26 protein-coding genes are annotated in these 26,552 nt (G+C 40.6%); 4 read left to right on the top strand and 22 right to left on the bottom strand.

The window, feature by feature from the left end; translation table 11 throughout:
- Positions 1 to 128: 128 nt before the first annotated feature.
- From L1267_RS23680 to L1267_RS13905, 4 genes are all read right to left on the bottom strand, one after another.
- Positions 129 to 251, bottom strand: coding sequence for a hypothetical protein (locus L1267_RS23680; RefSeq protein WP_254907726.1), 123 nt, complete (start codon positions 249 to 251; stop codon positions 129 to 131).
- Positions 252 to 336: 85 nt separating this feature from the next.
- A complete protein-coding gene (locus L1267_RS13915) occupies positions 337 to 1,095 on the bottom strand; it encodes an HvfC family RiPP maturation protein (RefSeq protein WP_328247755.1) in 759 nt (252 codons plus the stop codon).
- Positions 1,088 to 1,951, bottom strand: a complete 864-nt coding sequence (locus tag L1267_RS13910; RefSeq protein ID WP_235383189.1) for an HvfB family MNIO-type RiPP peptide maturase — start codon at positions 1,949 to 1,951, stop codon at positions 1,088 to 1,090. Before L1267_RS13910 ends, L1267_RS13915 begins: the two co-directional genes overlap by 8 nt.
- Positions 1,952 to 2,005: 54 nt before the next feature.
- Positions 2,006 to 2,545 (bottom strand): HvfA family oxazolone/thioamide-modified RiPP metallophore, encoded by a 540-nt coding sequence (locus tag L1267_RS13905; protein WP_235383188.1) that lies wholly within the window; start codon positions 2,543 to 2,545, stop codon positions 2,006 to 2,008.
- Positions 2,546 to 2,715: 170 nt separating this feature from the next.
- Between L1267_RS13905 and L1267_RS13900 the strand changes: the two genes are divergently transcribed.
- A complete protein-coding gene (locus L1267_RS13900; protein WP_235383187.1) occupies positions 2,716 to 3,693 on the top strand; it encodes a tRNA-dihydrouridine synthase in 978 nt (325 codons plus the stop codon).
- A 51-nt stretch (positions 3,694 to 3,744) separates the two neighbouring features.
- Positions 3,745 to 4,080, top strand: a complete 336-nt coding sequence (locus L1267_RS13895) for a TraR/DksA family transcriptional regulator (protein WP_135924218.1) — start codon at positions 3,745 to 3,747, stop codon at positions 4,078 to 4,080.
- A gap of 14 nt (positions 4,081 to 4,094) precedes the next feature.
- Here L1267_RS13895 and L1267_RS13890 read toward each other — a convergent pair whose 3' ends face one another.
- The 10 genes from L1267_RS13890 to pyrC form a co-directional block, all read right to left on the bottom strand.
- On the bottom strand, positions 4,095 to 5,102 hold the full coding sequence (locus L1267_RS13890; RefSeq protein WP_235383186.1) for a hypothetical protein: 1,008 nt from the start codon (positions 5,100 to 5,102) through the stop codon (positions 4,095 to 4,097).
- Positions 5,103 to 5,158: 56 nt separating this feature from the next.
- Positions 5,159 to 6,418, bottom strand: coding sequence for a tetratricopeptide repeat protein (locus tag L1267_RS13885; RefSeq protein ID WP_138557978.1), 1,260 nt, complete (start codon positions 6,416 to 6,418; stop codon positions 5,159 to 5,161).
- Between the two features lie 11 nt (positions 6,419 to 6,429).
- Positions 6,430 to 7,047: an energy transducer TonB gene (locus tag L1267_RS13880; protein WP_135924215.1), complete on the bottom strand. Its 618-nt coding sequence runs from the start codon at positions 7,045 to 7,047 to the stop codon at positions 6,430 to 6,432.
- Positions 7,047 to 7,451 carry an ExbD/TolR family protein gene (locus L1267_RS13875; RefSeq protein ID WP_054551557.1) on the bottom strand — a complete coding sequence of 135 codons (405 nt, stop codon included), beginning with the start codon at positions 7,449 to 7,451 and terminating at the stop codon, positions 7,047 to 7,049. Before L1267_RS13875 ends, L1267_RS13880 begins: the two co-directional genes overlap by 1 nt.
- A 14-nt stretch (positions 7,452 to 7,465) precedes the next feature.
- Positions 7,466 to 7,990, bottom strand: coding sequence for a MotA/TolQ/ExbB proton channel family protein (locus tag L1267_RS13870; RefSeq protein ID WP_135924214.1), 525 nt, complete (start codon positions 7,988 to 7,990; stop codon positions 7,466 to 7,468).
- Positions 7,990 to 9,354: a MotA/TolQ/ExbB proton channel family protein gene (locus L1267_RS13865; protein WP_135924213.1), complete on the bottom strand. Its 1,365-nt coding sequence runs from the start codon at positions 9,352 to 9,354 to the stop codon at positions 7,990 to 7,992. Before L1267_RS13865 ends, L1267_RS13870 begins: the two co-directional genes overlap by 1 nt.
- A gap of 6 nt (positions 9,355 to 9,360) precedes the next feature.
- Positions 9,361 to 10,131 carry a DUF3450 domain-containing protein gene (locus L1267_RS13860; RefSeq protein WP_135924212.1) on the bottom strand — a complete coding sequence of 257 codons (771 nt, stop codon included), beginning with the start codon at positions 10,129 to 10,131 and terminating at the stop codon, positions 9,361 to 9,363.
- 474 nt (positions 10,132 to 10,605) lie between these two features.
- The gene (locus L1267_RS13855) at positions 10,606 to 11,220 is read right to left on the bottom strand and encodes a response regulator transcription factor (protein ID WP_135924211.1); all 615 of its coding nucleotides are present in this window, start codon (positions 11,218 to 11,220) and stop codon (positions 10,606 to 10,608) included.
- A 490-nt stretch (positions 11,221 to 11,710) separates the two neighbouring features.
- Positions 11,711 to 11,920: a cold-shock protein gene (locus L1267_RS13850; protein WP_036967526.1), complete on the bottom strand. Its 210-nt coding sequence runs from the start codon at positions 11,918 to 11,920 to the stop codon at positions 11,711 to 11,713.
- A gap of 339 nt (positions 11,921 to 12,259) precedes the next feature.
- Positions 12,260 to 13,306, bottom strand: a complete 1,047-nt coding sequence (pyrC, locus tag L1267_RS13845) for a dihydroorotase (protein ID WP_235383185.1) — start codon at positions 13,304 to 13,306, stop codon at positions 12,260 to 12,262.
- A gap of 190 nt (positions 13,307 to 13,496) precedes the next feature.
- Here pyrC and L1267_RS13840 point away from each other — a divergent pair, with 190 nt between their 5' ends.
- Positions 13,497 to 15,869, top strand: a complete 2,373-nt coding sequence (locus tag L1267_RS13840; protein ID WP_135924209.1) for a bifunctional diguanylate cyclase/phosphodiesterase — start codon at positions 13,497 to 13,499, stop codon at positions 15,867 to 15,869.
- A gap of 54 nt (positions 15,870 to 15,923) precedes the next feature.
- Here L1267_RS13840 and L1267_RS13835 read toward each other — a convergent pair whose 3' ends face one another.
- Positions 15,924 to 18,203, bottom strand: coding sequence for an acyl-CoA dehydrogenase (locus tag L1267_RS13835; protein ID WP_138557980.1), 2,280 nt, complete (start codon positions 18,201 to 18,203; stop codon positions 15,924 to 15,926).
- 169 nt (positions 18,204 to 18,372) lie between these two features.
- Between L1267_RS13835 and L1267_RS13830 the strand changes: the two genes are divergently transcribed.
- Complete coding sequence (locus L1267_RS13830; protein ID WP_135924207.1) at positions 18,373 to 20,220, top strand: M2 family metallopeptidase; 1,848 nt, start codon at positions 18,373 to 18,375, stop codon at positions 20,218 to 20,220.
- A gap of 57 nt (positions 20,221 to 20,277) precedes the next feature.
- On the opposite strand, the gene L1267_RS13825 is transcribed toward L1267_RS13830, so the two are convergent.
- The 7 genes from L1267_RS13825 to nagB form a co-directional block, all read right to left on the bottom strand.
- Entirely contained in the window at positions 20,278 to 21,066 is a 789-nt protein-coding gene (locus L1267_RS13825) for a putative porin (protein WP_135924206.1), read from the bottom strand.
- 219 nt (positions 21,067 to 21,285) lie between these two features.
- On the bottom strand, positions 21,286 to 21,660 hold the full coding sequence (locus L1267_RS13820; protein WP_135924205.1) for a PH domain-containing protein: 375 nt from the start codon (positions 21,658 to 21,660) through the stop codon (positions 21,286 to 21,288).
- 2 nt (positions 21,661 to 21,662) lie between these two features.
- Positions 21,663 to 22,571 carry an ABC transporter ATP-binding protein gene (locus L1267_RS13815; protein WP_235383184.1) on the bottom strand — a complete coding sequence of 303 codons (909 nt, stop codon included), beginning with the start codon at positions 22,569 to 22,571 and terminating at the stop codon, positions 21,663 to 21,665.
- Positions 22,568 to 23,386: an ABC transporter permease gene (locus tag L1267_RS13810; RefSeq protein WP_235383183.1), complete on the bottom strand. Its 819-nt coding sequence runs from the start codon at positions 23,384 to 23,386 to the stop codon at positions 22,568 to 22,570. Before L1267_RS13810 ends, L1267_RS13815 begins: the two co-directional genes overlap by 4 nt.
- A gap of 115 nt (positions 23,387 to 23,501) precedes the next feature.
- Entirely contained in the window at positions 23,502 to 24,680 is a 1,179-nt protein-coding gene (locus tag L1267_RS13805) for a cystathionine beta-lyase (RefSeq protein ID WP_135924202.1), read from the bottom strand.
- A gap of 19 nt (positions 24,681 to 24,699) precedes the next feature.
- The gene (gene nudC, locus L1267_RS13800) at positions 24,700 to 25,617 is read right to left on the bottom strand and encodes an NAD(+) diphosphatase (protein ID WP_135924201.1); all 918 of its coding nucleotides are present in this window, start codon (positions 25,615 to 25,617) and stop codon (positions 24,700 to 24,702) included.
- 114 nt (positions 25,618 to 25,731) lie between these two features.
- Positions 25,732 to 26,526 (bottom strand): glucosamine-6-phosphate deaminase, encoded by a 795-nt coding sequence (gene nagB / locus L1267_RS13795; RefSeq protein ID WP_235383182.1) that lies wholly within the window; start codon positions 26,524 to 26,526, stop codon positions 25,732 to 25,734.
- Positions 26,527 to 26,552: the final 26 nt, after the last annotated feature.

Genomic DNA, 26,552 nt, shown 5'->3' with positions numbered 1-26,552 from the left:
TCTAACAAAGCTCGAGAGTATAACATCACCTTAGTGGAAAGTCGGTAGCAAGTTTCGAAATTAATCACCTAACTACAACAAAAAAGGCTGCATGGTGCAGCCTAGTGTCTTAAATTTGCTTACGCAGATTAAGATAAAGATGTGATCCAACCCAGAATAGCGTTAAGACAGCCAATGCCACCGAATACAGCTAAAAACGCAATGAAATAAGTTGCATTGAACGGATCTTTAAAGTCTTTATCATTCGACATAGTTACTACCTTTATTTAAGCACGACAAAATAAGGCGGACATAATAGTCGAACTGCCCTCATCAATAAAGGGGTTTAGCCGATTTTTAAACCAATGTATTAGTAACTACGATACCACGCTCTACCATGGCACTTAAGGTATTGAGCGCTCCCTGATAAAGCTGCTCTTGGCTAAATTGAGGAGCATGCTCTGCAACTACTTGGCATACATCATTTAAGTTTATACCTGGCTGAGATTCAATAATATTAAGTAGTAATGCGGTCATCGCATTTGTTGATAAAAACTGCACTTCGTCATCGCCATCCCGATATACCACAAAGTAGCTTGCCTCAGCTGCGGGCTCACTCGGCTGGTTATCGACACTGATGGTATGAACTGGGAAGCTATAACTCAAATTACGAGCCAGTGAACTTAAATATAATTGGGAACTTGTCACTTGATGAGCCGATAAGCCAACTTCATTTACAAGTTTTTTAGCAACCGACACATCTAGCTCAACCCACTCATAATGAGCCAGTTCTAACATGAACGCAGGATCATCACTTTGCATTTCATAGTCATTAGCAAGAAAGGCCAAAAACTCGCCTGCTATATCTAAAAAATAAGGAGATTTACAGTTGTGCTGACTGAAAAATTGCCTAACGAGTCTGTGCCAAGCTTGCTCTGAATATAAACTTTTAAGTACTGGATATGCAGAGCTGACAAAACCATCCACATTATTAAAAAATAAATCGCGGTAAATCGCCATGCGACGCTCTTCAACATCACTAGGCTTAGCATTATTCTCAGGGTCGCGAATATGCGCCATAAACGCTTGTTGTACTTGCGTAAAATGATTATGCACTGTGTTTCACCGTTACTTGGTTTTGCTTATTGGCTGCGTGCTGCAAGGCTTCAATAGTTTTCAGCTCAGCTAATAACTCAGCCATAGGTGGAATATTAAAGTCACGCTCTAACAAAGTAGGAAAAACTCCATGAACTGCGTAGGCTTTTTCAAGCAATTGCCAAACAGGATCGATGACTGGCGCACCATGGGTATCAACGAGTAAATCTTCAGCCTCAGTGTAATGGCCCGCAACATGCCCATAAGCGATACGTTTAGTTGGTAATGCTGCTAAGAATTGCTCAGCATCATAACCATGATTAATAGAGTTTACATAGATATTGTTTACATCAAGCAATAGTTGGCAATCAGCTTCCTCTAAAACTGCATTAGTAAACTCAAGTTCAGTCATTTGCTGCCCAGGGGCACCGTAGTAAGATACATTTTCAATAGCAATTGGCTGTTCAAGAATATCTTGTACTTGTCTGATCCGCGAGGAGACATGCTTAATTGCATCTTCAGTAAACGGAATAGGCATCAAATCGTACATCTGCCCTTCGCCCGAACAGTAGCTTAAGTGCTCACTAAACAAACGAATATTATGCTCTTTAAAGAAGGCTTTAAGTGATTTCACAAAGTCAATATCAAGCGCTGCAGGTGAGCCGATCGATAACGATAAACCATGACAAACAAAGGCATGCTGCTCGGTTAGCTGTTTAAATTGTTTACCAAAACGCCCGCCTAGCTTTAGCCAGTTTTCTGGTGCAACTTCTAAAAACTCAATGGGTTTAGGAACATCGATGAGCATTTCATCAAGCATTTCCCGGCGTAAACCTAAGCCAATTTGCCCGAAATCAGCTACTGATTCTTTTAACATACTACCTCCTACTAAAAAGGGCCATTACGGCCCTTTCAAAAGCTAAATGAGCGCTTAGTGGTTAGAGCCACATTTACCTTCGCCACACTTACCTTCTTTAGCTGCTTTTTTGTCTGCGCCACATTTACCTTCGCCGCACTTACCTTCTTTAGCTGCTTTTTTGTCTGCACCGCATTTACCTTCGCCGCACTTACCTTCTTTAGCTGCTTTTTTATCTGCACCGCATTTACCTTCGCCGCACTTACCTTCTTTAGCTGCTTTTTTATCTGCACCGCATTTACCTTCGCCGAACTTACCTTCTTTAGCTGCTTTTTTATCTGCGCCGCATTTACCTTCGCCGCACTTTCCTTCTTTAGCTGCTTTTTTGTCGCCGCCGCATTTACCTTCGCCGCACTTACCTTCTTTTTCAGCTTTTTTATCGCCACCACACTTACCTTCGCCACATTTACCTTCAGCGGCATCTAGCTGATAACCAGCTTGCATTTGCTGAAATTCAAATGGGTTAGCGTTAGCATCAGTGGCTGCAAAACTTGACGCACCAACTACAACCGCACCTAATGTTAATGCAATTGAATTTTTCTTAACTGTGTTCATTATCGACTCTCTTTTTTATAAAGGGTTATTAAACAAGACCTGCGAACTGAAAATTACTTTCAAAATTACTAAATTATTTTCTGAAACCGATGATAAAGCAAATTACGATTTATCAAATATAGAATAGCAGGTAGAATACGCGTCCAATTTTTATTAAGTATACAGGTATCATGCGACTAGTTTTAGCACCAATGGAGGGAGTTGTCGATTTCAAAATGAGACAGCTACTCACTGATTTAGGTGGATTTGATTTATGCGTTACAGAGTTTGTTCGTGTCGTTGAAGACACACTACCCGAGCGTGTATTTCATCGTTATTGCCCTGAATTAAAAGCCGGTGGTTATACCCGTGCTGGAATACCAGTGCGGATTCAATTACTAGGCCAAGTTCCTAATGCATTGGCTGAAAATGCAGTCAAGGCAATACGCTTAGGATCTCATGGTATCGACTTAAATTTTGGCTGCCCAGCAAAAACTGTTAATAAAAGTAAAGGTGGTGCTGTACTTTTGAAAGATCCTGAGCACATGTACGAAATAATCAAAGCCGTACGTGATGCGGTTGATCCACGTCATGAGGTCAGTGCAAAAATCAGACTAGGGTTTGATGACGATAGCAACAGCCAAGAAATTGTTGATGCTGTTGTCAGTGCGGGTGCATCAAGTCTTGCTATTCATGCAAGAACTAAAAGAGATGGATATAATCCACCGGCATATTGGGAAAAGATCCCTCCGTTAATAAAAAATAAAAACATTGCTGTGGTTGCTAATGGTGAAATTTGGCAAGTTGAAGATGCATTGCTGTGTCAAAAACGCAGTCATTGCCAAGACTTAATGCTTGGTCGTGGTGCTCTAGCAATGCCTGATTTAGCTAAGCAAATAAAAGCACATGTCGAAAATGAGCAGTACACTCCGATGCTTTGGGAGCATGTGATTTACCATATTATTCACTCTTCTATGCATCAAGATGAAAGCAAGTGTGAGAAATATTTTGCTTCTCGAACCAAGCAGTGGCTTGGATACCTAAAACACCAGTACCCACAGGCCAACGCACTTTTTGATGAGATTAGGCGTTTAAAAGCCAAAAATGAAGTTGCAGATGTACTTAGAAAGTATGCCAAAGCGCCGAGTATTGATGCAAATCATAACTAGCTAACTTGTTTTGTTTGATAATGTCAGTATTGCCCACTTGGAATAAACGCGATGAACAATACTGAAATTCAAACAAAGTTATCTGCAGAACTTGCGCAGGTTAGACAACGTTTACTCGATATGCTAACTAATTCTGATCAAGGCTATCACCAACAATTGCTTTCGCAGTTAAGCGAAACCCCTCCTGCAGATTGGCTAGAATTAACCTCAAATAAGCTGGGTCCTGAATATCAAATTTTAATTTCTAGACTCGAAAAGCTAGAGGCAGCGTTATGCCAAATAGACATTGGGCAATATGGCTATTGTTGTGATTGCGAAGAAAAAATTGATGATGAACGCTTATTAGCAGACCCTGCTAGCCAACGCTGTAGAAGCTGCGCTCCTTAGAGCGCAGCAAGGTATTATGAAGAAAATATAAAGCTCGTTGCAGGATGAAGTATAATATCTTCGATAAGCCAATCAGCTTCTTGTTTCGTCACCCCCAAACGCTTTATTAGATTTACTCGCGCTTGCTGTTCACTCCAAGTGTGATAATGAATACCAAGATCTGTTTCCATCATCACTAACCAAAAATACTGCTCGCCCGCTGATAACTCGCGCTTACTTTGTAAAGGGTCTCGATATTCTAGCTGCCAGTCAAGACCCGCCATATTCTCATCTTGACTAAAAAACTGCATCACTAGAGGAGTACTGTGTGAGGTCGGTAAATGAAACGCCACATTGTGTATCGCTATTTGCTTTAATTGAGACTGAATATTGCTCAGCCACGTCAGAGGAGGTTGCGTTTTCGCTCCAAAGTAATTCAACTTGCTCTGGTACCAATCTTTACCATTTGCAAGCCCCACTAAACCTAACTTGCTACGTGGTGTGTATTGAGATAAATATTGTTCAAGCTTTGAAAGTGCTGAGTATACCACTTCATCATCATTATTATTTAGGTGGTTTTGCACCATTGAATGTAACAACTTAAGCTCAATTTTATTTAGTTTTAAACTACTTTCCTCTGCTTGCATTAATTGTGTTTGTACTAATTCCAACCACGTAGCTAATTTTTGAGCAGAATAATCTTTTTTATTAATAGCACGACTAACAACATCGCGCTGCTCTGGCCAAACAAAATAACGTTCTGGATAACGCTCAGCGATGATCAGGTAATTTAATTGCGCCTGTTGCGATTCATCTAGCGCGATACTTTTCAAGCCTTGATAATTGAGGTGACGAGCTTGTAAATACTCGTTCGAAAAAGGCCAACTTGTTACCGAATCTGAGCTTGATTGATTAGATAGTAAGTTATTTATGTTACTGAGTGCTTGCTGGCCTTCATCAAAGTGATTGAAACGAGGAGGTTGCTCTGAGCAAGCTGTTATCATCACACTTGCGACAAGTAAAAATACGATCTGTCTTAGCATTATAAAATTCCATAAAAAAAGCCCCAGAGGGGCTTTTTAATTTAAAACAACATCAATTAGATTTTCACGCCATTACGGTTCGCTTTATCTTTGATGAAGGTTGACCAGCTCTTCGCGAATTTACGCGTACGCGGATCGTCCATTGCTTTAGTGATAGCGTTATAAGCTTGCTTGTACTTCTCTTGGTAGTAATAAGCTTCAGCTAAGTCAGAGTAGATAGTTCCTTTTTTATCAGAACCTAACTCTAACGCCTTGTTCAAACGAACAACGGCTGCACTATAGTTTTGCGATTGTAAAAGTAATGAACCTGCTTTGCGGTAAAGCTCTGCATCGTCATCAAATTTAGCCGCTTCTTCATAGTATTTAGCTGCTTTCTCAATATCTTTTGAGCGGTGGTAGTTAGATGCCACTGCACTGATATTTTGCTTATTACGCTTAACTTTATTTTCGTTAATTGCCTTTTCAAGCACAACTGCTGCTTTGTAAGGAATATCGTTTAACGAATAGAAGTTAGAAAGTACTTTGTATTCAACTTCATTTTCAAAATAGCCATTTTTATAGGCAACTTCCATGGTCGCAAGACCTTTCTTGAAGTCTTCGGTTTGTAGGTAATATTTACCTAAACCAACCCAGGCTTTTTTGTCTTCAGGCCAAACACGAACAATCTCTTCAGCTACTTCTACCATGTTTTTGTACTGTTTAAGTTCAAAATAGGCAGCAAGCTTTAATTGGTAAGAGGCTTTAGCAGGCTCTTTTGCCAATTCGATTGCTTTGTTTGCAGCAGGAAGTACGTCTTTATAAAGTTTTAACTCGTAGTTTGCTTGTGCAATACGTGTATAAACTTTGTCGTCTTCCTCACCTGTGAAGTCCATCCAAGCTGCATAAGCTTCTTTTGCTTTTGCATATTGCTCTGTACCTGCGTACATGTCACCTAATAGTTTTAGGCCTTGCTCTTGGTCAGCAAAGTTTAAAACATCAGGTTTAACAGCTGCTTGAATGTGCTTGATAGCTAACTGGTACTGCTCTTTTTGAGCGTACATTTGACCTAAATAACGGTCAACAGTTGCTCTGTCGAAGTCATCCGATGCATCAATTTCTTTAAGCAATGCAATGGCTTCGTCAAGCTTTTCTTCATTGTACAAGTCAAACGCTTTAATTACTTTCTTACCAACGCGCTCACCCATAACTTTAGTTTTTGCTTTTTTACGCGCTTCAATTTTCGCGTAGTCTGGCGCCGCTAAAGCAGGTGCAGTAAATACCACACCCGAAAGTGACATAAGAAGCGCAAGAGCAGTTACTTTAGATAAATTTCTCATTACTCGCCTCCTTAGTTGCCTTGATTAAGTTTAAAGTCTAGTTGTACTTGAAGACCAAATTGTTTTTGTGGCTTACCATCAATAACTTTAGGACGGTATTTCCACTTAGATAACGCTCGCTTAGCTTCGCGGTCGAAGATACGTTTAGGATCTGCATCGATCACTTCGATATCTTCTACACCACCTACTTCGTTGATAGTGAATGAAAGTTGAACCCAACCTTCTTTACCATCACGCGCTGCTTGCGTTGGGTATTTTGGTTCAATACGAACGATAGGTGTAGCATCACCATCACGTCCAAATGCACCAGGACCACTTAGGCCACCAGCTGTGCTTCCCACATCGATGCTTGGCATATTAAATGACAAACCACCAGTATTTGGGTTGCTGTTTTCCGGCTGAGGCGGCTGCGGTTTAGGCGGCTGCTTTGGCGGTGGCGGAGGCGGAGGCGGAACACGCTTCCTCTCCTGCACCTTAGATTCAGGCGGATTCGTCATAATTTCGACTACAATCTGTTCTTTTTGTTCAGTCGCACGATCAGCTCCACCGGAGATGAGGTACGCCATGAAGTAGAACAAGCCGAAAGTAACTGCCCCACCTGCAATCAGTGAAAACAGAAAACGAATCATTACTGATCTCCAGCTATTGAAATTTTAAGGTTATCACCCGTCGCTTTGATCTGGTCCATAACTTTAACTACTACGCCGTGTTTTGCTTCTTTATCAGCTTGCAAAATTACAACTTCAGTAGGTTGTTCTGCTAATAAACTTTCAAGTTTAGCTGATACACGCTCAACGTCTACTTGTTGTTTATCAATCCAGATTGCACCGTCAGCACGGATAGCAACAAAAATGTTTGCATTTTTTTGCTTCGTAGCTGCAGCTGCTTTAGGTTTATTGACTTCGATACCAGCCTCTTTAACGAACGATGTAGTTACGATAAAGAAAATAAGCATGATAAATACGATGTCAAGCATTGGCGTCATGTCAACCGCTGCTTCTTCTTCTTCACGAAAACGTTGTTTACGTGCCATATTTAATTCTCTCTCTAGTGATGAGGCATGCTATCTACAAGTTTAGCTTTCGCCATTCTCGCTCTTGCCTCAAGGCGTGAGCTAAAGAATACTCCAGATAGTGCCGCAACCATTCCAGCCATTGTTGGGATTGTTGCCATTGAAATACCTGATGCCATTAAACGTGCGTTACCAGTACCTTGAGTAGCCATGGTTTCGAAAACCGCGATCATACCCGTTACAGTACCTAGTAAGCCGATTAAAGGACAAACAGCTACTAATGTCTTAATCAACAACATACGCTGATCTAATTTTTCAGACGCTTCAGAAATCCATGCTTCACGGATTCTGTGTGCGTACCAAGACGTAGTGTCTTGGCGGGCATCCCACTGAGCTACGATATCCTTCGTCATACGAGGAAACTCAGCTAGTAGGAACCAATAGCGCTCAATCATTAAAACCCACATAAGAAAGAGTGCTATCGCGACCACGTATAAAACCTGGCCGCCTGTGCCAACAAAATCCCTGATAGATTCCCAGATCTCCATCAGGACTAGCATTAGGCTTTCTCCTTCTCCGCGTGAGCAGCGATAATACCAGCGCTTTGCTCATCAAGGACATGTAAAACCGACTTACTACGACCCGCAACAATTGAGTGAAGTAGGATAAGTGGTAGAGCTGCAATTAGACCTAGCGCAGTAGTAACAAGTGCTAGAGAGATGTTACCAGCCATGATCTTCGGATCACCTGTACCGAACAATGTGATTGTTTGGAACGTTAGGATCATACCGATAACCGTACCTAGTAGACCTAGTAATGGAGCGATTGCTGCCAAGATCTTGATGATGTTGATACCAGCTTCGATGCGAGGCGTTTCACGTAGAATTGCTTCGTCAAGTTTAAGCTCAAGGTTTTCAACGTCTTGATTCTTGTTGTCAGCGTAAACCTTAAGAATACGACCCAGTGGGTTGTTTGTATTCGGAGTAGAAAGGTTTTTAAGCTGGCTCTTAATCTTAGTGCTAGTAAGCGCAAGATCAATGAAACGAACGATGAAGATAAGTAGACCAACAACAAGTAATACTGTGATGATGTAACCTACTTCAGCACCTTGCTCGTAGTATTCCATTAACGATTTCTTCTGTGTGTTGATACGTAAGATCGCGCCGCGAGTCGGGTCGATGTATACGCCAGCGTAGTTATCTGCAGAAGTTTTTTCTAAATCGCTGATACCCGCTAGGATGTAGCTATCAGGTTGCTTACCTAGAGGTTGGATCGCTTTAGTTTCTGGAGAGTAGATTAAGTAACCTTCGTCAGTAACTAAGTTGAAGTTACCAATACGCGTTACTTTCTTCATTGAAGATGAACCGTCAAGACCTGCAACTTCAGTTTCGAAAGTTGAAACTTTAGCTGATTCAGTCATTTCAGTTTGAAGAGAAATCCAAAGTTCTTCAAGTTCACGTACAGTTGGAAGCTCTTTCGCAGCAGCTAGTGAGCGAAGTACTTCAGCACGTCCTGGTTTTTCAGCAGAAACAAGTGATGCTTCGATTGAACCGATTGCATCAGCAGCTGCACGACGTACAACACCGAACATCTCACCTAACGTACCTTGAGCATTTAAAAGAGCTTGCTCTTTCTCAGCTAAAGTATTTTCGTTTTGTGCGTATTCTTTAGATAAACGGTCACCACGTGCTTTTTCAGCAGCTAGATCGCTTTTTGCTTTGTTAAGTAACGCTTGCTTGTCAGCGCGAGCTGAAAGGAACTCTTGTTCACGTTGCTTGTTTAATTTACCTTCAGAAATACGTTCTTGCTTAACTTGCTCAAGAATTTTGTCTAAAGCATCAGTGTTTGCGTGTGCATTAAGCGCGGTACCTGCAGAAACAGATAGTACTGCTGCAACAGCAAAACCTTTAAATAGTTTCTTCATTATTGATTACTCCGCGCCAAAGATTGGTAGTTTAACAAGTTCTAATGTCGCTTGTTTACGCGCCATACGGATAACTTCTTTAACAGGTTTTAGGTATTCTTCACCTAATTCTTTCCACTGTTTAGTGTTGTTATCCCACACCCACGCGTGCTTAAGGTCAAAAGACTGTGCTACGTAAGTGATACGACCTAAACGACCGAAGTCTACGTTGATGTTTTTGCCATCAACTTCAAGCGTACCTTGTGAAGCTGTAACAGCTGAGCTGTATGCAGTTTCAACAGTGTAAGCTTCAAGAACTTGGCGGAATTTTTCAGATGTAGTAACTGAAGCTGATGCCATGATGTCACGTAGTCTTTCAACACGTGCTAGGCGGTTTTCAAGATTGAACGGAACGTCCGCTTTGATGAATTGCTCAAGCGTATCGATCATGCGATACATCAAAGGCACAACGTTTTGTTTCGTGTTATCGATTGTTGCGATTTGACGGTCAAACGATTCGATAGACGCGTTTTGGTCAGCGACCAAACGTGCTACGTGATCATTATACACCTTCATTAGCTCAGTTTCGTCAACAACGCTACGGTACTCAGCGATTAGCTCCTGAGTTTGACCATATACATTGTCAATTTTAGTTTGAGACTTAACAGCAGCCTTTTGAATTTGTTGACCTGCATCTTGCACATCTTTCAAAGGATCTGCAATCACATTGCTGCTTGCAAATGCAAAAGCGCCAACCAACGCTGATGCTACAAGACTCTTTCTGATTTTAACAGACATAGTTCCCAACCAATTAAGTAATGTTACTTTTATAATTTAATTACCTTCCGAAGAAGACAACCCTGATATCTTTTAATAGATATCAACCCTCCAATAATGCTAAATGCATCAGAGTCTGTCAACTTGATGTTCGGCTTTCGTCCGAAAAATTTGGTAACTCGTCGTTGATAGGAAAATAGCTCGAACAATCAATTAACAAAAATATAACAGACCCATCAAGGAGAAGGTTCTAAAGCCCTTTACTAGCAAACACCACGTTCATGCTGGGTTCAACCTTAAACATAAATGTAACATTTAATAAAACCAGAAAAGGCATAAGAAAATTTAAAAAAAAATTCTATTTAGTGATCTAAAAAATCTAATTTGCAGAATTTTTATGCACTCATCAGTAGGTAATGTTTAGTAAATGCACAATTGCCTTACTAAACACAAGGATGAGCGAGAATTTATCTCTCACCGCTAAGGGTGAGAGTCTCAAAATATGGCGCGGTCTTTAACAAGCTTTGCTAAAGAGATAATTGAATCAACCTCAAGCTTTTCAAAGATTTTTGTCTTGTAAGTACTTACTGTTTTGTTACTAATAAACAGCTTTTCACCGATATCTTTGTTTGAGAGGCCCTGTAGCAAGTAATTCATCACTGCAAGCTCTCGCTCTGTCAGTAATTCATCAATATCTTTTTCAGATGCTATTAAATGCTCTTGAGGAAAGAAGGTATAACCCCTTAAAATCATCTCTACTGCAGATGAAATATCTTCAAGACTTTCAGCCTTGTTAACAAAACCTTGCGCGCCTAATTTAGCCGCTGTTCGAATAATGTGTTTATCTTGCTTTGCTGATAAAAATAGCACTTTACCAGAGAAGCCACTGCTAACTGCGCGTTTGTATAAACTAAAGCCATCTGAATCTTCTAATTCGATATCTAAAATAGCTAGCGCGACATTATTACTTTTTAAAAACTGTAATGCTTCCTTTTGACTCGCAACAGCTTTTACTTCATTAACCAGAGTTGACTTTGATAGTACCATCTTGATTGCTGTTGCAACCATTGGGTGGTCGTCTACCAAAAGTATATTGTTTCCTATGCTCATCGATTAGCGAACCTTCATTATATTTCATCAAACAAGTATAAGTTACTCAGAATTTATTCCACTTGTGAATACTTTAAGTTTAGCGGGTAATTTTGAGATTGTTGAAAATATCTCAAACATTATAAAAAAGAGGTAACTTAACCTGTTGATCAAAACTACTAGCCAATACAACAGTCAATGTTGCATTGAGTAAATCCCGTCTATGAAGCATATAATACTTTAGTTATGGAGAGTAGCTTTTAGAGGATTGTTATCGAACTTTTAGCTTAATGTCTGACTAAAAAAACCCGAGACAATGCCTTTGGGGGATTAATAATTCGGTACAGACTACCAAGTATGAGGTACAAAGGAATTATTTATATAGAAGTAGTAAAAAATGGTTTAGGAGAAAGCGTAGTATGAATGAGGTAGAGAAAGTTGATAAGAGATATAAATGAATTTTGGTGAAACAGAAACTGTTTCACCAAAATACTTAGTTTCGCATAACGAATTATGCTACTTCTACGTTCTCAGCTTCAGGGCCTTTTTGACCTTGTTTGATGCCGAAAGATACTTGTTGGCCTTCGCTTAAAGTGCGGAAGCCTGTACCTGTGATAGCACTGAAGTGTACAAATACGTCAGGACCATTTTCTTGTTCAATAAAACCGAAGCCTTTTGCTTCGTTGAAGAACTTAACTTTACCAGTAACCGTGTTTGACATACCAAATTTTCCTGTAAGTCAATTATTAAAATTCAGCCATAATGGCTCTATCCTCCCTGAGTGAATGCCCAAAAACTAGGGGGTAAAGTACAGGAAGAACCAATAACCAACCGGTAACCGAACAAGCCGCACATTATCCGTAAATTCTATACGCAAAAACTCAAAGCAATTTAAGACTAACACATTAAATAGCTTTTAGCTCTATTAATCGAAAATTATTTTGAGGTCAACGGCTAAACTTGTAAATATGACAGGCATATTTCTAAACAATTAAAAAATAATAAAAAAGCCCAACGTAATGTTGGGCTTCTGAATAATATTAGCTAACAGTAAGCTCGCTTACTTAACTTGCCAATCCATGTTAGCTTCAGCTTTGATCGGCACTACCTCAGAGTCTCCTAGTTTGTAACTTGCAGGAACAGTCCAGCTTTCTCTTACCAGTGTGATCGTGTCTTTATTACGCTCTAAACCGTAGAAGTCAGGGCCAAAATGGCTCGCAAAATCTTCCAGCTTATCTAATGCTCCCGCCTCTTCAAATGCTTCAGCATATAATTCAATCGCTGCATGTGCTGTGTAAGCACCTGCACAGCCACACGCAGCTTCTTTTTTATCTTTATAATGAGGAGCAGAATCAGTGCCTAAGAAAAACTTTTTGCTACCGCTTGTCGCTGCAGCAATCAATGCTTGCTGATGAATATTACGTTTTAAAATTGGTAAACAATAATAATGTGGACGAATACCGCCCGCTAGCATGTGGTTACGGTTATAAAGTAAGTGGTGAGCTGTGATTGTCGCCGCTACATTATCAGGTGCGTTATTAACAAACTCTACGGCATCTTTAGTCGTAATATGCTCAAGTACTATTTTAAGTTTAGGGAAGTCAGTTACTACATCGGCTAAAATTGTATCGAGGAAAACTTTTTCACGGTCAAAGATATCAATTGATGAATCTGTCACTTCACCATGCACTAGCAGCAACATCCCTACTTCTTGCATTGCCTCAAGTACTGGGTAAATGTTTTTGATTGATGTTACACCCGAATCTGAGTTGGTCGTTGCACCGGCTGGGTATAATTTTGCCGCAACAATTTTACCCGTTGCTTTTGCTTTTTTGATTTCTTCTGGTGAGGTTTTGTCCGTTAAATAAAGCACCATCAAAGGCTCAAAATCACCCTGAGGGCCTGCGGCTTTGATTCGCTCATAATATGATAAAGCACTGTCAGTGCATGTGGCCGGTGGAACAAGGTTTGGCATAATAATCGCGCGCCCCATATAGCGGCTTGCATCACGTACAGTATCGGTTAGCTGATCACCGTCACGTAAATGAATATGCCAATCGTCTGGGCGGGTAATTGTTAGTGTTTCAATCTTATTTATATCTGACATTGCTGGTTTCCACGGCTAAAGTTAGAGGGATAGCGCAAACTTTATACAAATAACGAAGTTATTTTTTGAAGTTTGTGTTCAGATGCCTAGTTTACACCAGTTGCTGTTTTTTTTGAAAATAACTTTGTAGATAGTTTGATAGTAGGTTAACGTAATAAGTTAATAAAACATTTGGGTTACTTTTCTTTCTATGTCTAAGAATTTAGATACAGCGTTTGCACTTGAGGTCAAAACTGACCAACTCCATATTATTAATCAATTCTCTTCATCGCTAATGCAATTAGATACTGTTGAAGAATTATTAGAGTATGTGACTTCGCAAGTAGTAAGCAGGCTTGGATTTATAGAATGTGTTATATTTTTAGTCGATGATGAGTCTCGTACATTAAGAGAAGTTGCGTCTATGGGAACCACTCTCGCAGACGATACATACCATATTGTGCGCACCGAAATTAGTTTTGAGCAAGGTATTACTGGGTATGTCGCTTCAACCGGTAAACCGTTAATGATTGGTGATGTAACAAAAGACGAACGCTATATTGCCGATGCCCGCCCTGCACTTTCTGAACTCTGTGTTCCTTTAGTATATAAAGAAAAGGTATTAGGTGTTATTGATTGCGAGCACCCGCAAAAAAACTATTTTAATGACGCCCATTTAGAAATTTTATCTACAGTCGCACATTTACTCAGTGCAAAGTTAAATCAAGTCAGAACTGTAGAAAACCTTCAGCAAACAGTAAAACAATTGAACGATGCTCAAAAGTTGGAAAATTGCATGTTGCAAATCGCCAACCTTACTTATCAGTCAAGTGAACTCGATAGCTTTTTTGAGTCTTTACATAGCATTATCACCTCGTTACTCAGAGCAGATAACTTTTTCATTGGGCTATATGATAAACAAAGTGATGTTTTAGATTTAGTTTATATTATCGAAGAAGGTGTCCGTTCTAATGCACATACTAAAATTTCTAAAGAACTCTTAAAAGATACAGCCTCTTACTACCTTTTAAAAATCGATAAATCACTGTTGTTTAATAAAGAGGCGTTTCAACAACATATTGATGCGGGTCATTTTAAAATGGTTGGTCGACAAGCAGAGTCTTGGCTTGGTGTGCCATTTAAAGTAAATGATCGAATAAGTGGAGTCATTGCAGTTCAAAGTTACAGTAAACACTACCACTATAATGAACATGACCGTGCTTTACTTACTTATGTCAGCCGCCAAATCAGTATGGCAATCGACAGGCAGTTATCACGTCAGGAGCTAGAACATCGTGCATTACATGACGAACTTACCGGACTAGCAAATAGATCGCTCCTCATAGAACGAATTAAACATGGTATTTTGCGCTTAGCACGCGCAAATAAAGGCACACACCATGCTCTACTCTATTTAGACTTTGATCGTTTTAAAAGCATCAATGACTCACTCGGCCATGAAGTGGGAGATCATTTTTTAGTAAAAATCTGCGAGCTCATACAAGGTACGATCCGAAATACAGATACATTTGCTAGATTAGGTGGAGATGAATTTGCCATTTTCATGGAAAACATTACAGATAAACAACAAGTTCAAGATGCTCTTGAGCGTATTAAGGCAGCTTTAGCAAAACCACTGAATATTGATGGCCATTTATTACAAGCATCAACCAGTATTGGCGTAGCATTCTGTGAAAGCACAAATGACAAGGCTTATAAACTTTTGCAACATGCCGATGCAGCTATGTATGAAGCCAAGTCATCAGGACGTGGGCAAGTTAAGTTATTTAACAATACCATGCGCAAAAAGTTAAAAAATCATGCCGACATTGAAAATGACTTACAACATGGCATTGAGCATAATGAGTTTGAGCTTTATTACCAGCCCATATTCACAATTCAAGATACACAGGTTGTTGGTTTTGAGGCACTTGTTCGCTGGCATCATCCAACCAAAGGTTTTGTCTCTCCTGCCGACTTTATTCCTGTTGCAGAAGATACTGGTCAAATAATCAATCTAGATTTACATCTTCTAGATTTAGCTGCGCAACAAATAGCCAATTGGACAAAACAAGGCCTATCATTTGGTAGAGTCACTGTTAATGTTTCCTCACGACACTTTGCAAGTTTAGACTTTGTTTCGCAAATACACGCATTATACGCAAAGCATCAATTACCTTTAGGCTCGCTTTGCATTGAAATCACAGAATCTGGCTTGATTGGAAATTTAGAGCTTGCGACTAAAATTATTGAGGGATTATCGCCACTAGAAGTTAAATTATGTCTAGATGACTTTGGCACTGGTTATTCTGCACTTGGGTATTTGCATCAACTACCAATCCACATTTTAAAAATAGATAAAAGCTTCATTGATCACTTAAGTAAAGGACAAAACCCATTAGTAGATGCGATTTTATCCTTAGCACAATCTCTGCAATTAGATGTTGTAGCCGAGGGTATTGAAACGAATCAGCAACTTGCTATTTTAAAACAAACTCAGTGTAAGTTTGGCCAAGGTTTTCTCAAGGCCCGTCCTATGCCGGTCAGTGAAGCAGAAAACATTATACGTAATGGTCTTCACTAAGAGTATGAAGATGAAAGCCTTACACTAGCAAGGCTTTCATTGATATCTACTATACTACAATTCCCCAGGCGCAAAGTTATCTACTGCTATTGCCTGCTTGCGAAGCGAGTTCGCCTCATTCATTCGTGTAGCTACGGTTTCGTTTATGAGGTTTTTATCTGCAGCAGCAGCTATCGCATCTTCCAATTCTAAGTGACGACCAATCGTGCCTTCTTTTTGCCATTTGCGTAATTGTTTAAAGTCTTCATGGGTATCAATCATCGCGATAAACGCATTTTCCATTACCCCGGTGCCTGCATTTTCATCAACATAACAAAGGTGTGTGAGTCTGTCTCTGAAGACGCCTGGTTTACTCATATGCTCACAAATAGTCTGAGCAATGTCATCACTAGGACGGTGATAATGATTTCCCACAGGGAACACAATGCGTTTTAATAAGAAATTGACCACAGGGTTAGAGAAGTTCTTAAAGAAACCATCGAATGCTTGGCCAATACAAAATAGCGAATGCTCAACCGCATATTTTACAAAAGGTAAATCTGCTTGTTGACGCCCTTCGTCTTCATAGCGCTTCAAAACACATGATGCAAGATACAAATGGCTAAGCACGTCGCCTAGACGCGCCGAGATCATCTCTTTACGTTTTAACTCGCCCCCTAACACTAGCATAGCGACATCTGTACAAAACGCTAAGCCACGACTCATACGGCTTAATTGTTTGTAATACACCGAGGTTGCCCCACACACTGGCGCTTTTGCAAAATAACTGCGAGTTAAAGCATGAACAAATGCCATGCCTGCATTGCTTGCAGCAAATAGAATGTGCTGAAGCAGTAACGAGTCAAATTCTTTCAATGCAACATCATGATCTTCCATTGCGGCTGCTTCCATTTCTTTTAAAACAAACGGATGACAGCGAGTCGCACCTTGACCAAATATCATCAAGTTACGAGTTAAAATGTTTGCACCTTCAACGGTAATTGACACGGGGATCCCCATATAACCATGGGCTAAATAGTTATTAGGGCCTACTTGAATTCCCTTGCCTGAATGAATATCCATGGCATCATTCATTACCGTACGCCCCATTTCAGTCATATGATATTTAGCTATAGCAGTAACAACCGAAGGGCTCAGTTTTAAATCAATCGCTCCAGCAGTCATTAACCTTGCTGACTCTAGCATGTAGGTCAAGCCACCAATACGTGCGAGTGCCTCTTGCACACCTTCAAATTGACCAATCGAAACACCAAACTGCTGACGCACTGTTGCATAAGCCGATGTCATTCTTGACGCTAAATGACCTGTTGCGGTGCTAAGTGCCGGTAACGAAATACCACGGCCTGCACTTAAACATTCAACTAGCATACGCCAACCTCTACCAGCCCCCTTTTCACCACCAATAATCCAATCAAGTGGTATAAATACATCTTTACCGTAGGTGGTACCATTCATAAATGCCATGTTCAGCGGATAATGACGCTCGCCAGTTTGCACGCCTTCATGGTCTGTAGGAATGAGTGCACAAGTAATACCGAGCTCTTTTTTATCACCTAATAAGCCATCTGGGTCGTACATTTTAAATGCAAGACCAAGTACTGTAGCAATGGGTGCAAGGGTGATATAGCGTTTTGACCAGTTAAGTTTTAAGCCAATAACTTCTTCACCGTTATGCATGCCCTTACAAACCACACCAGTATCAGGAATACTGCCCGCATCCGATCCGGCCTCAGGGCCTGTTAAAGCAAAACAAGGCACATCATCACCTTTAGCTAAGCTTGGTAACCAACGCTCTTGTTGCTCTTTAGTACCGTAATGTAAAAGCAGCTCACCGGGGCCTAAACTATTTGGCACCATTACCGTAACTGCTGCAGTTAAACTTTTGGTGGCAATTTTTGCTACAATCGTTGAGTTAGCGATTGCTGAAAACTCTTTCCCTCCAAACTCTTCTGGAATAATTAGAGCAAAAAAGCCTTCATTTTTTAAGTAATCCCAGACTTCTTTTGGTAGGTCTTTATCTTTTTGCACGATTTGATAATCATCAAGCATGGCTAGCAAGGTTTCGACTTGCTCACTCATAAATGCGCGCTCTTTGTCACTTAATTCAGGCTTGGGAAAACCGTGTAATTTTTGCCAATCGGGGTTACCGCTAAATAACTCACCATCCCACCACACATCGCCCGCTTCCATCGCTTCGCGTTCTGTTTGAGATAAAGGTGGCAACACTTTTTTAAACATACTAAACGTGGGCCGCGTAACAAGATTAATGCGAATGTCTTTCACTGCAAAAATCACAATTACAGCAACCAATAGCAAAATAATTACGGTCGTCATTGTGCAATCCTTTTATTTAAGTCAGTTTTCTCAAGTATGACTGATCGTGCCATAAATACAACGTAAGCAGCGGTAACTTCAGTTGTTTTAGTACGCACTGTTTGTGGTTTAGTAAGACACTGCTATTATGCTAAAGCAATAAAAAACAACAAACTTCTAGGGAATAAAAATGAAGACTCCATATAAGCTGAGCATCAGCGCATTAATGGTCGCAAGTGCATTAGCGCTTACTGGCTGTAATGACGACGCTACGAGCACTAAAACAACAACTGCTGAAGTCAAATCAAGCCAAGTAACAGCACAAGATGCTGATAAATTTATCGCCGATACTGAAAAAGAATTAAGCGCACTATATTTAGAATCAAGTCGCGCTGAATGGATTTATGCCAACTTCATCACTCACGATACTGCTGAATTATCTGCTGAAGTAAATCGCAAAATGACCGAAGCCGTAGTCCGCCTAGCAAATGAAGCTGCAAAATTCGATAGTTTAGAGCTTGATTATGATGCACGTCGTAAACTAGATAAACTTAAACTAGCGCTCACTTTACCTGCACCACAAGATGCTGAAAAAACAGCGAAGCTCTCACAATTAGTGGCTGAGTTAGGAGGCATTTATGGCAAAGGTAAATACTGTAAAGAAGATGGTAGCTGTTTAAGCCTTGGCGAAATGACAGCTAAAATGGCAACGAGTCGTGATTACAATGAATTGCTTGATTTATGGCAAGGTTGGCGTCAAGTTTCAAAACCTATGCGCCCGCTTTATGAGCAACAAGTTGCACTGACCAATGAAGGTGCAAAAGAGCTAGGTTATGCAGATACAGGCGCTATGTGGCGTAGTAAATACGATATGCCAGCCGATGATTTTGCAAAAGAACTTGACCGTATTTGGGGCCAAGTTAAACCGCTTTATGATTCATTACATTGTCATGTTCGTGCCAAGTTAGGTGAAAAATATGGCGAAGATAAAGTACCTCAAGACCAACCTATCCCAGCACACCTGCTAGGTAATATGTGGGCACAAACTTGGGGTAACATTTACGATGTTGTAGCACCAGAGAATGCAGATCCTGGTTATGACGTTACAGAACTATTAGCTGAACACGATTACGACGAACTTAAAATGGTACGTGGTGCCGAGAAGTTCTTTACATCAATGGGCTTTGCACCATTGCCAGATACCTTCTATGAGCGCTCATTATTCACTAAACCACAAGATCGTGACGTACAGTGTCATGCATCAGCATGGAACATAGATAGTAAAGACGACCTACGTATTAAAATGTGTATTCAACGTACAGGTGAAGAGTTCTCTGTTATTCATCATGAGTTAGGTCATAATTTCTACCAACGCGCGTACAACACGCAACCTATTTATTATCAAGAAAGTGCGAACGATGGTTTCCACGAAGCGATTGGTGACACCATTGCTCTTTCTGTGACACCAGGTTATTTGAAAGAAATTGGTTTATTAGACGAAGTGCCTGATGAATCTAAAGATATCGGCCTATTAATGAAAATGGCATTAGACAAAGTAGCGTTTATCCCGTTTGGTTTATTAGTAGACCAATGGCGCTGGAAAGTTTTCTCAGGTGAAGTAACGCCAGAGAACTACAACAAAGCGTGGTGGGAGTTACGCGAAAAATATCAAGGTGTACAAGCGCCTATCGCACGTAGCGAAGCAGACTTCGATCCAGGTGCTAAGTATCACGTACCGGGTAACACGCCTTATACACGTTATTTCTTAGCGCACATTTTACAATTCGACTTCCACAGAAGTTTATGTGAAATTGCCGGTAATAAAGAAGCGATTCACCGCTGTTCAGTTTACAACTCTGCTGAGGCGGGTGAAAAACTAAATGCAATGTTAGAAATGGGCTCAAGCCGCCCATGGCAAGAAGCCCTTGCCACTATCACTGGTAAAGAAGAAATGGATGCAACAGCAATCTTAGATTACTTTGCACCGTTACAAAAATACCTTGATGAGCAAAATAAAGGCCGCCAGTGCGGTTGGTAATAACAAAAACGAAAAAGCCCGCATAATGCGGGCTTTTTTATGTCATCAAATTAATGATTAAAACTGTAAGCTTACGTTTGCGAAGTATGCATCGTAATCTGAGTCATCCCAGTTGTTTGCATAACCTGCTTTTAAGCCAACGTTTTTGTTAAAGAAGTGCTGTGCACCAAAGCTGTAGTCATCTTCTTTGTTAAACGTTACAAATACTGATGTTGCTTTAGAGAAGTAGTAGTTAGAACCTAGTTCCCAAGAGCTACCGCTATCATCTGTATCAGCAATAGTACCTTCAATTGTTAAGTAGTTACCTTGTTGAAGATCCATGAAGTATTTTGCATTTACAGCACGGTAATCAAACTCATCGTCAGCTGTGAATGTGAAACCTAAGTAATCAGTGCTGTTAAGCTGGTGATTATATTTAAGGTCAAACATTACCGTGTTGTCACCGTCTTCTACGTCGATAAATGTCGCTTTAAGAAGAAGGTTAGGATTAAAGAAGTAACCTGCAGACACATTGAATAAATCAGTGTCTGAACCGTAATCGTAGTTGCTGTAACCCGCACCGATTACAAAATCTTGTACGAAGTACTCACCGCCGATGTTAGTTACATCACCAAAGTCGTCATCAGAGTAAGAACCAAATACATTGGTTGTTTTGTTGATGTATTCAAACTGGTCGTATGGACCCATCGTTTTCTTTGGCGCGAAGTAATATGTTGAATCAACACTTACTGTGTCGTTGCCATCGGTGTCCATGTATCCTAAATGGCTGATTGATTGGTAACTATCCGCAGCAGTCGCGGCAGTTGACAGAAGCATACTCGAAATAATAACTGCTAACTTTTTCATAAACAGATTTCCCTATTAACATTGTTTCATTGCTGTTGAAAACTAGCCTGATGGCTAAGTTGGGCACATGCTAACGTGAGAAAACTGAACGGAAACTTAACTAAGCGTTTGTTTTTACTTGATTAATTGTAATAAAGTGTCGGTAAATGTAAAGAAAAAGTTGGCCGAATAATTCTATTCAAAGCCAACTTATAATTTAAAGTCTATAATTTCAGTACCTTATAAAGAGAATTCACTAATAATTCTGTAAACCTCATTAATGTTATCTCCTGCTTTAAAGTCTTTACTGATTGGCGTTGGATCTGAACCAACCCAAATTTTCAGTTCAGCATCTAAGTCAAAATGCCCGGCACTTTCTTTACTAAACTTAGTAATTTTTGAGTAAGCAATGCTCAACATTTCAACTTTAGAACCAGTAACACCTTGTTTATCAATAATAATTAATCTCTTATTGGTAAAGATAAACATATCACGAATGACTTTATAGGCTTTTTGAACTGTTTCACCATCAATCAGAGTATTGGCAAGCAGCTCTTCTAAATCATCATTATCGACTTCACTTGCGTTACCCATTAATCCACTTAATAGACCCATAACTAGCTCTCCTTATGAAAAATTTGGTTTTCGAGTGTGTGACCATTCACCAGTTGACGATACTGCCAACCTTGTTGATAACAAAAGTGTAGAAGATTGATATCAAAAGGCTCAGCTGTTTTCTCAAACTCGATCACATATTCTTTTGCTTGGCTCATATAAACATGATGTACATGGGCAAGGCCTGCAAGCTTTGCTTCTACATCATCATATTGTTGATTCAACTGTAGCGTAATAAAGTGTTTGTTATCTTGGGTGCTAGAACGGGCTTGATGCTCACTTAATACCCCTTTATCTAGGTGTAAAACTTGTGAGCATAAACGCTCAAGCTCTGTTAAGTCATGGGAGCTTAAAATAAATGTTGCCTCGTTACTTAAAGAGCTTACCAGCTCTCGAACCTCACGGGCATGGATTGGGTCAAGACCCGCTGTTGCTTCATCAAGCATCACTATTTCAGGTGAACCAATTAAAGCTTGTGCAATAGTCACTCGCTTACGCATACCATGAGAAAGGTCATCCGGTCGCTGCTTAGCCACTTCTGACAAACCAACTAGCTCTAAAACCCGAGCCGTTTCTTTTTTACGAACCGCGCCACTGAGCCCCTGTAATTGACCATAAAAGTTAAGTTGATGCGCAATACTAAAACGAGGATCAAGCTGGGCATCTTGTGGTAAAGCAGTTAATTTACCAAATAACGCAGCACTACCTGGGTTATGCCCCATTACCGATAGCTTTCCTGAACTTGGTAAAATATAGCCACATAACAAGCTGAATAAGGTTGTTTTACCCGCACCATTTGGACCAACCAGCGCCACTGGTGCCCCTTTATTTATTTCAAAGCTGACGTTATCGAGCGCTCGTTTAGTCCCATAGTTTTTTGACAAGCCTTGTGCTTGAATTAAAACGGTCATAATGAGCTCCTCGCAAAAATTCGTTCACCAGCAGTTAATAACACTGCCGTTTGTAGAAGTGGTAAACCAAGAGCAAGTGTGATGCCGGCACGTTGACCAGCCATTAAATCAAGTTGATAGCCCGGAAATATGTAATTTAAAACCTCAAATGCAGGCCATTGCCATGTTAGTAAGCCAATCACAATATTACCGCCAGCAAAGAACAAAATGGCCAACACAAATGCAAGACGCGATGAACGCGCAAAGGTATTCAAAAAGCTCATCAAAGCAATAAATGGCATAACCGCAACAAGCAAATAAAATAACAACATAAAGCTTCGCGTTAAGCCAGAAAGCAGCAAACTGGGCTCACGATAGCCAAGCATTGCAACGGTTGCCATCAAGGTAACAAATAACAGTGCCGCTAAAATGAGCAGCTGCCCTAAAAAGCGACCTATGATAATTTCTGAGCGAGTGGCTCTAAGTGATAAAAAGCGTAACGTACCCCGTTGTCTGTCGCCCACAGTTTGGTCGCTGCATAAAAACAAACAAAAGCTTGGGAAACTAAATAAAGCAATCAGCCAATAAACAGCTAGTTCAGATTCAGGCCAATCAAGTAATTTACTGATGCCAATGGCGCCAAAGGCTTGCCTTGCAAAGTCAGCAAAATCAGGTGAGCTAATCAAGGTCACAGATTGGGCAATGGGATAGCGTAAAATAAGTAGCCAACAAATGGCAAAAGCGGCAACCGCCAGCAAACCACGTTTGGTCAAAAATAGTCGTACCAGCTCAAATTGGGCAATTTGTGCAAGACGTTTAGGATGTAACTGCGTCACTCATAATCCTTAATGAATTTTATTATTAGAATTACACTAAGTTGAAACAGCTTGAATTACCAGAAAAAAAAGACCCGACAAGCGGGTCTTATGTAACAAAGTATAAACCTTTTACCTAAAGGTGGCTTTCGTACACAGCCAGTGCTTGATCAAGGTCGGCTAGTAAATCTGCTACATCTTCAAGGCCAATGTGAAGTCTTATCACTGGACCTTGCGACCAACCCGTTTCTGAGCGAAGCCCTTTCATGCTCAGGTTTGCCGTGACTAAGCTCTCATAACCGCCCCAAGAAAAGCCCATTTTAAAATGGTGCAGGCTATCTAAAAACGCATCAATCGCTTGTTGATTACCTTGCTTCATTACAAATGAAAATAAGCCATTACTGCCATCAAAGTCTCGTTTAAAGAACTCATGACCCGGGCACGTTGCAAAGGCCGGATGGCGAATATGATCAACCAATGGGTGTGTTTCAAGCCATTTAGCCACTTCAATGGCTGCTTGTTCATGCTGTTTTAAACGCACAGCCATAGTACGTAGACCACGTAGCGCTAAATAGGCATCATCCGCAGAAGTACATTGACCAAGTAGGTATGAATTTTCTCGAAGGGTTGGCCAATACTTTTTATTGGCGACCGCCACACCCATCATCACATCTGAATGACCAACAATGTATTTTGTAGCAGCTTGAATACTAATATCAACACCATGCTCAAGCGGTCTAAAATGCAGGCCATTACCCCAGGTGTTATCTAACATAGTCATAACACCGCGCTCATTTGCTTTAGCAACCATCGCAGGCACATCTTGCACTTCCATGGTGATTGAGCCCGGTGATTCTAAAAACAATACGCGCGTGTTCTCTTTAATAAGCTCACTAATACCTGCGCCAATTCCCGGCGGATAATAGGTTGTTTCAATCCCTAATCCAGCCAGTATTTTGTCACAAAAATCCCGAGTCGGTTCGTAGGCAGTATCCACCATTAAAATATGATCGCCCGTTTTCACAAACGATAACAGCGCATTGCTTATTGCGGCCGCACCTGATGGGTAAAGCGCACAGCCTTCACCGCCTTCTAGTTCTGCAATTGCTTCTTGCAAAGCAAAATGTGTTGTCGTACCACGACGGCCATAAAATAACGTTTTGTCGCCACGCTTCTTCGCCGCAGCTTTTAAATCAGCCACTGAATCGAATACCACAGTTGATGCACGTTGTACCACAGGGTTAACAACCCCTTGTGTGTACGCTTTTTTACGCCCTGCAGAGACGATTTGGGTATTTTTATTTGTCTTTGTCATAATTTATCCAAGCTGTACTTTACAGGTTGCGCCAGTGCTCAACCAAAAATCGAGAAATAGAATCTTGTCGGGTTAGTTTAAGATGACTACCCTGTTCATGCCATTGGCCGAATTCATTAAGTTCAGCGCGGCTAAACCATCTTGCGTCATCCAACTCGTCTTTATCTACCTGAATATCTTCTGAAACCGCTGTGGCCATAAAGCCAAACATAATTGATGATGGAAAAGGCCAAGGCTGTGAAGCGATATATTGAATATCTGTCACCGCAACACCAGCTTCTTCCATAACTTCGCGAGCCACGGCTTGCTCTAGTGTTTCACCTGGGTCAACAAAGCCCGCAAGTGTTGAAAAAACGCCTTCTGGCCAGCTTGCTTGACGGCCTAGCAAGCAGCGCTCAACTCCGTCTGAAAAGGTTTTAGTCACGATCATAATCACGGCAGGATCGGTACGCGGAAAAGTTTGATGCTGGCAAGTTTGGTTTTCACATAAACGCGAATGCCCTGCTTCAACCATATTATTTTCATGACCACAACGCCCACAAAAACGGTGTGTTGCGTGCCAAAAACATAAGCCCCTTGCCAGTGCCGCAATAGACCCTTGTTTAAGCTCAACTTGTGGGCCTAACTTGCGAATATCAACAAACTCAGCGCCATTGAGCATAGGCTCAATGAGTGAGTCTGGTTCATGGCTGACATCTAAAGCAAAGTGAGCCACATTATCGTCGTCTAACCCCAATAAAATGCCTTTTGATAAATCGAGGTGATCGACTTGAGATAAGCGTAAATAACACACTTCAGGACTGTCTTTAACAAATAAACTTTGATTGTTATTGACCAATAACCAGCGACTCTGAGAATTCATTTGAGCCTTTAACCACTTAGGATCTTTACGGCGATTTGATGCACGATCCAATGGCATTTGAGAGTAATTCAGCATGGCGTTCCTTGAAAATAGTTTACTAGCTAAAACTACCATAAGCTGATGATAAACCCAATTTATTACAGGCATAAAAAAAGCCCAACCAGGGCTTTTTTATTCTCTCTCACAATTTTACAAGGTCGCGAGGTGCGCTTGTAGTTTTTGGTTCTCAGCTTCAATATGCTGATAAAACTCTAAATCTTCTAGTTTACTTGCGGCAGCTTTATCTATGATGATCACCGCATCTTTATGAAGTTGTAGAGCCGAAGCTGGGCATTTGGCCATTAACGGGCCTTCTACCATGGCGTGAACGGCATCAGCTTTACTTGCACCGGTTGCTAAAAGCACTACTTTTTTGGCTTCTAAAATAGTACCAATACCCATAGTGATTGATAAATGCGGTTGATATTCACCTTCTGCAAAAAATCGCGCATTGTCTTCAATCGTCGCTTTTGTCAGTGTTTTAACTCGGGTGCGTGATGTCAAACCTGAAGAAGGTTCGTTAAAGCCGATATGACCATTACGGCCAATACCAAGTAGCTGTATATCAATACCACCAGCTGCTGTGATTTTTTGTTCATATTCAGTGCAAGCAACAAGCGGATTTACTGCATCACCCGGCGGTACATGGGTGTTCTGTTTGTCGATATCTACATGGTTAAATAGCTGTTCATTCATAAAGTAGCGGTAACTTTGTGGATGTTCGCCAGTTAAACCTAAATACTCATCTAAATTAAATGTTGTCGCTTGGCTAAACGAAATCTCGCCAGCTTTATTTTTAGCAATCAGCTCTTGATATAAAGCAACCGGCGTTGAACCAGTTGCAAGGCCTAGTACTGATGCAGGTTTTTTTAATAGTTGTTTAGCAAAGATGTTAGCACCATACGCTGCAACTTGGGCTGCATCATCAAGAATTACTATTTGCATATCGATTAGCTCTAATTATTTAAATT

Origin of the sequence: Pseudoalteromonas sp. OFAV1, from assembly GCF_021532595.1 — a bacterium.
In the GTDB taxonomy this organism is placed as follows: domain Bacteria; phylum Pseudomonadota; class Gammaproteobacteria; order Enterobacterales; family Alteromonadaceae; genus Pseudoalteromonas; species Pseudoalteromonas lipolytica_C.
Note: the sequence above shows the minus strand (reverse complement) of the source record. Positions and strands in the feature narration are given on the sequence as shown.